The 4,936-nt window shown below is 62.6% G+C and carries 6 protein-coding genes; 2 read left to right on the forward strand and 4 right to left on the reverse strand.

Features of this window, described 5'->3' with window-relative positions:
• A partial coding sequence (locus CAPSK01_RS22810) for a J domain-containing protein (RefSeq protein WP_273703590.1) occupies positions 1-167 on the reverse strand: 167 nt, incomplete at its 3' end.
• A 202-nt stretch (positions 168-369) separates the two neighbouring features.
• Here CAPSK01_RS22810 and CAPSK01_RS11980 point away from each other — a divergent pair.
• Positions 370-678, forward strand: a complete 309-nt coding sequence (locus CAPSK01_RS11980) for a ferredoxin (protein WP_034926596.1) — start codon at positions 370-372, stop codon at positions 676-678.
• A gap of 34 nt (positions 679-712) precedes the next feature.
• Positions 713-1,351 carry an alpha/beta hydrolase gene (locus tag CAPSK01_RS11985; protein ID WP_034926598.1) on the forward strand — a complete coding sequence of 213 codons (639 nt, stop codon included), beginning with the start codon at positions 713-715 and terminating at the stop codon, positions 1,349-1,351.
• A gap of 294 nt (positions 1,352-1,645) precedes the next feature.
• Here CAPSK01_RS11985 and CAPSK01_RS11990 read toward each other — a convergent pair whose 3' ends face one another.
• The 3 genes from CAPSK01_RS11990 to CAPSK01_RS12000 all read right to left on the reverse strand — a co-directional run.
• Positions 1,646-2,989, reverse strand: coding sequence for a fused MFS/spermidine synthase (locus tag CAPSK01_RS11990; RefSeq protein ID WP_034926599.1), 1,344 nt, complete (start codon positions 2,987-2,989; stop codon positions 1,646-1,648).
• A 211-nt stretch (positions 2,990-3,200) separates the two neighbouring features.
• On the reverse strand, positions 3,201-4,121 hold the full coding sequence (locus CAPSK01_RS11995; protein ID WP_273703574.1) for an HDOD domain-containing protein: 921 nt from the start codon (positions 4,119-4,121) through the stop codon (positions 3,201-3,203).
• Positions 4,108-4,936 (reverse strand): RNA pseudouridine synthase (locus CAPSK01_RS12000; RefSeq protein ID WP_273703575.1); only part of this gene is annotated, 829 nt, incomplete at its 5' end. The genes CAPSK01_RS12000 and CAPSK01_RS11995, both read right to left, overlap by 14 nt.

The following is a 4,936-nucleotide window of genomic DNA, read 5'->3' on the forward strand; positions in this document are numbered from 1 at the left end:
AGTTCGTAGGCCGCCTGGATGCGCAAGAACTCTTTGCCGGCTGCCGACGAGTGGTTACGATCCGGGTGCCACTGCATGACCAGCCGACGATACGCGCGCTTGACTTCGTCAAGCGATGCATTGCGGTGTACACCAAGAATGACGTACGGGTCCTCGCAGATATTCATAAATGGCCAGAATGGGCATCGGTGAGACGTCCGCGGCAGGGAATCGCGACCACAGACACCAAGGCTACGGGCATTTTATGCGATATCGTTGCTCGCAATCCGCAGATCTGCAGATTGATGTGTGCTACCGGCAACGGTGACAGCAGAATCGAGGTTAGAATCGGGCGCCGCAGCCAGCAATCCACCCGAAGGAGCCAGTCTTATGAGCCATTTCAAGCATCATGTATTTTTCTGCTGCAACCAGCGCGGCGAGGACGAGACCTGCTGCAACAATGCCGGTGCCACCACCGCCCAGACCTACGCCAAGGACCGCATCGGCGAACTGCGCCTCAAGGGCGCCGGCAAGATCCGCATCAACAAGGCCGGCTGCATGGATCGTTGCGACCAGGGACCGGTACTGGTCGTCTATCCGGAAGGGGTGTGGTACAGCTACGTCGACTGCGAAGACATCGAGGAGATCATCCAGGAGCATCTGGTACACGGACGGGTCGTCGACCGTCTGCGCATCTGAACGGAAACAGCGCGACAGCAGTGAAGGAAAAACGATGAGACCGCAGGCAGAACAACTGCTGATCGATGGACCGGTCGGCAAGATCGACATCACCGTCGAGAATCCCGGCGCACCGCGCGGCATCGCGCTGATCGCCCACCCGCACCCGCTGTTCGGCGGCGGCAATACCAACAAGGTGGTGCAGACGCTGGCACGCACCTTCATCCACCTCGACTACGTGGCGCTGCGTCCCAATTTCCGTGGCATCGGCCTGAGCGAGGGAAAACACGACGAGGGCAACGGCGAAAGCCAGGATCTGCTGGCCGTGCTCGCGGAAGCCAAGTGTCGTTACGGCAATCTGCCGGTCGCGCTCGCCGGTTTCTCCTTCGGCGCCTATGTCGCAACCCGCGTCGCCGAAGCGCTGCTCGCAGCCGGCCATCCGGCACAGCGGCTGGTGCTCGTCGGCACCGCCTCGGGTTTCGTCGAAGGCGCTCGCACTTACCACACCAAGGCCGTGCCGAGAGACACCATCGTCATTCATGGTTCCGAAGACACCACCGTGCCGCTGGCCAACGTCATCGCCTGGGCCAAGCCACTCGACCTGCCGGTCATCGTCGTTCCCGGCGCCGACCACTTCTTTCACCGCCGCCTGCACCTGATCCGCGAAATCGTCAGCCACGCATGGCGGCACTGAGCGGCAAGGGTACCCACCAGGCGATCCGCCGAATGACCCCACACGCCGGACACCCCTGCATCGAAAACGGCTTCTCCAGCCGGCACTGCGCGAGCAGCGCGTCGTCCCGGAAAAGTTCACGCGTTTCCCCGTCCGCGGCGACTCGCCCTTCGTCTGAAGCGCGGCCAGTACCGCGTGTCTGGGCAGATATACTGGCCCGAAGGACAAATTCACCCTGGTTTTCGCCTGGTGCAACGGTGACGCGACGTGTCGGCGGGCTGATGTCACGCTTACATCTGGTCGCGCAACGGCCGCTCAGCGCGAACGCGCGAAGTCGAAATCGGCGCTGTTGCGTTCGTCGACGAAGAGGCTGACCGGCTCCGGCGGTTGGCCGTTGCGGCAGATGACGACCACATTGGCAAGCTGCTGTTGCTTCTGCAGAACTTCGACGGCACAGCGGCCGTAGATGCTCTCGATGGTTGCCAGCAGGTTGCGCGAGTAGGGCGTGGCGAGGGCACTGTCAAGAATCAGGTTGGCAATCAACACGCCATCGGCTTCGAGCACCCGGCGCGTCGCCTGCCAGAATTCACGGGTGACGAGGTGGCCGGGGATCGACGTATGCGAGCCATAGACGTCGACCAGTACCGCCGCAAAGCGCTGCTCGGTACGAATCACGAAGCGGCGGGCATCATCAGCGATGAACTCTCCGTTTGCCGCCTCGTGGAGGAAATAGGTCTCGGCAATGGTACGCACCGCCGGATCGATATCAACATAAGTGTAATGGTTGCTTGCCTCACGGTGCGACAGCGTGAAACCACCGGCGCCGAGAACCAGGATGCGGCGGTTTCGGAAGCCCAGATCGTCGAGCAGAAAGCTGCGGATATGCCGGATATAGCGAGCATAGCGCGGCGGTTCGGCCTCGTCGATCAATGAAGCGAATGAGCTATTGTTCTTCAGGGCGCGCCCGTTGATCGCGCCATCGTACTCGACCGGCATCACCAGATAGCTGGCGTAGGCCGTCTCGATCTGCGGGCGCAGCCAGGTGTTGGCGATCAGCACCAGCGCAACGACGGCGAGTCCGGCCACGGCCGTTGCCCAACTGCGACCACGCAGCAGCGCGTGGCCGACGACCAGCAATAGCGCGCAGAGCGCGATGGCTGCGGAAACGCCGAGCCATTGCATGACCAGCAGCGACAGCGACAACGAACCCAGGAAGGAGCCGAGTGTCGAGTAGTACAGCGCCTGGCCGCTGGCCTCGCCGACACGTTGGTGCTGCAGCAGGTTGCTGAGGATCGGTACGGTCTGCCCGAGCAACCAGGCGACCGGGCAGAGTACGCCGGTGACGAGCGCAAGATAGGCGATTTCGGGTGGCCGCAGCGCAGCGAAGATCAGGTCGACGCCGACTCCCGCCAGACCGACCCCGATCAGCAGCGCTGCAATCAGGAAGTTCCTGGCGACCACTTCGAGATAGTCCTCGGCGATTTTCGCGCCGGCATGGTAGCCGAGCGCCAGTGCGAGCAGAAAGAAAGCGATGGTCGGCGCGGTGACGACGATCGAACTGCCCAGGTGCGGGATGATCTGGCGCAGTGCGATGACCTCGGCACCAAGCGAGCAGAATCCTTCGATGAAGATAATGGCAAAGAGTTGCAAACGTGGCATGGGGGCGTGTCGCCAAGCGGAATGAGGCGGGCACTATACCGCAGCAGCGCCAGTTGCCGGCCACCACCTCGCAGTCTTGATGCGCAATGAGCAAGCTGACGAATCATCGGAAGGATTTCCAATGCCAATCACCAGTGACCGGCTGACCTCGTCCGCTGACTGCCGCCGGAGGCCCGCCCCGCCCGCCAGCCCGCTCAACCATTGAGGACAATTAGAAGAAGCGTTTGTCCGAGGCGCCTTTTTCCGAACTGACCTGGCCCTCGCCGAGAAACCTGGGCAGGACTTCGGTCGGCAGTTGCAGGCGGTTGAGCAGCGTCTCGCGGCTGATGTGCAACAAATTCTGGATGGCGTTGAGGTCGTCCGGAATCGCCGGATGATTCCAGCCATCGGTCGAGTGGCGGGCGAGGTTGACCGCCAGTTGCACGTTCTGAACCCTGGACAGACCAGCATTGCCGCTGTCCATCAGGGTCGTCAGCAGCTCGGGCAGGCGCCAGGCTCGGCAGAGTGCCAATTGCAGATCGGCCAGCGCAATCCCGAGCACTTCCCGCTGGACATCGGTGTCGTTCAGCCGGCGGTCGGCCTGCAGTCGGGAGCGAATCTCGATCGCCCGATCCGGGGCAAAACACCACAGCAGACTCTCTGCGAGGCCGTGCAGCAGCGCAGCAAGGGCGACTTCCTCGACATTCATGTCATGTCGCGCAAAAGCCCAGTCATGTGCATAGCGCGCTGCGCGCTGCATTCGCAGGATCACCTGCAGGACGCCCAGCAGGGCTTGCCGCTGACCGCGCAGCATCGTTTCGAGGGTGAGCGGCTGTTCGAACTTCCGGAAGAATGGGTCGATGCCAAGCATCATCACCGCACTGGCAATGTTCGTGATGTCGCTGTGCAGGCGGCCGTGGCTGACCTCCTGAATGTAGGCCAGCACGCGAATCGCCAACAGCGGATCCTGCAGCACGATGTCAGTGATGTCGCGACCACTGATCTGGTCGACTTGCTGTCGCGCTTCGTCGAGGTGGCGCGCCGTCTGGCGCAGGATGGGCAATTCGGCTCTGCTGATGAAGGCCAGCCAGCCTGCAAGATCCTGTGGCGAGGGATGATCGGGCATCGGCTGGGCCTTTTCAGAAGCGCTCATCGGCGCGCAGATAGCGCCAGTGCCCGACAGCCAGCTTGCCGAGCGAAACGCCGCCGATGCGCACGCGTTTGATCTCGGTGACGCGCAAGCCAATCTGTTCGCACATGCCCTGAATCTGCCGCTTTCTGCTTTCGTGCAGAACGAAACGCAGTTTTTGCTCGTTCAACCACGAAATCTGTGCGCGCAACAGTTTGACCTTGTCCAGTGACAGTCCATGCCTGAGCCGCTCCAGGCCAGCCGACGACAACTCGCCTGCGATGTGGACATGGTATTCTTTCTCGAGTCTTGCATCACCCCCCGTCAGGCGGCGCGCGACGCTGCCTTCCTGAGTGAACACCAGCAGGCCGCCCTCGTCGGCATCGAGTTTGCCGGCCAACGCCAGGCCGCGCAGATGCCTGGCCTGGAAGCGGAAGGTGGTGCTGTCTTCTGCCCAGTGGTTGTCGGGACGAATCAGGGCAACGGCATCATCGCGTTCGCCTGCGGACCCGGCAGCGACCGGGTGGATCGGCTTGTTGAACAGGAGGGTAACGCTTTCGCTGGGGTGCTTGCTGGCGGCATCCTCGATCTCGATCCTGGCCTTGGGGTTGACGCGTGCACCGAGGCGGGTGATGACCTCGCCATCTACGCTGACCCAGCCGTTCTCGATCCATTCATCGGCTTCGCGGCGGGAACACGCGGCGATTTCGCTGACCCGTTTTGCCAGCCGTGGCGACTCCTTTGCCAAACCGTGCGGCGTGCTGGGGGTCACTGCCGGCGTGGCAGCAGCCGCCTCCGCCGGTCGTTTCTGCGCTGCTTGTCCGGCAACGACTGGCGGG

The sequence above is a fragment of the Candidatus Accumulibacter vicinus genome (genome assembly GCF_000584955.1).
In the GTDB taxonomy this organism is placed as follows: Bacteria; Pseudomonadota; Gammaproteobacteria; order Burkholderiales; family Rhodocyclaceae; genus Accumulibacter; species Accumulibacter vicinus.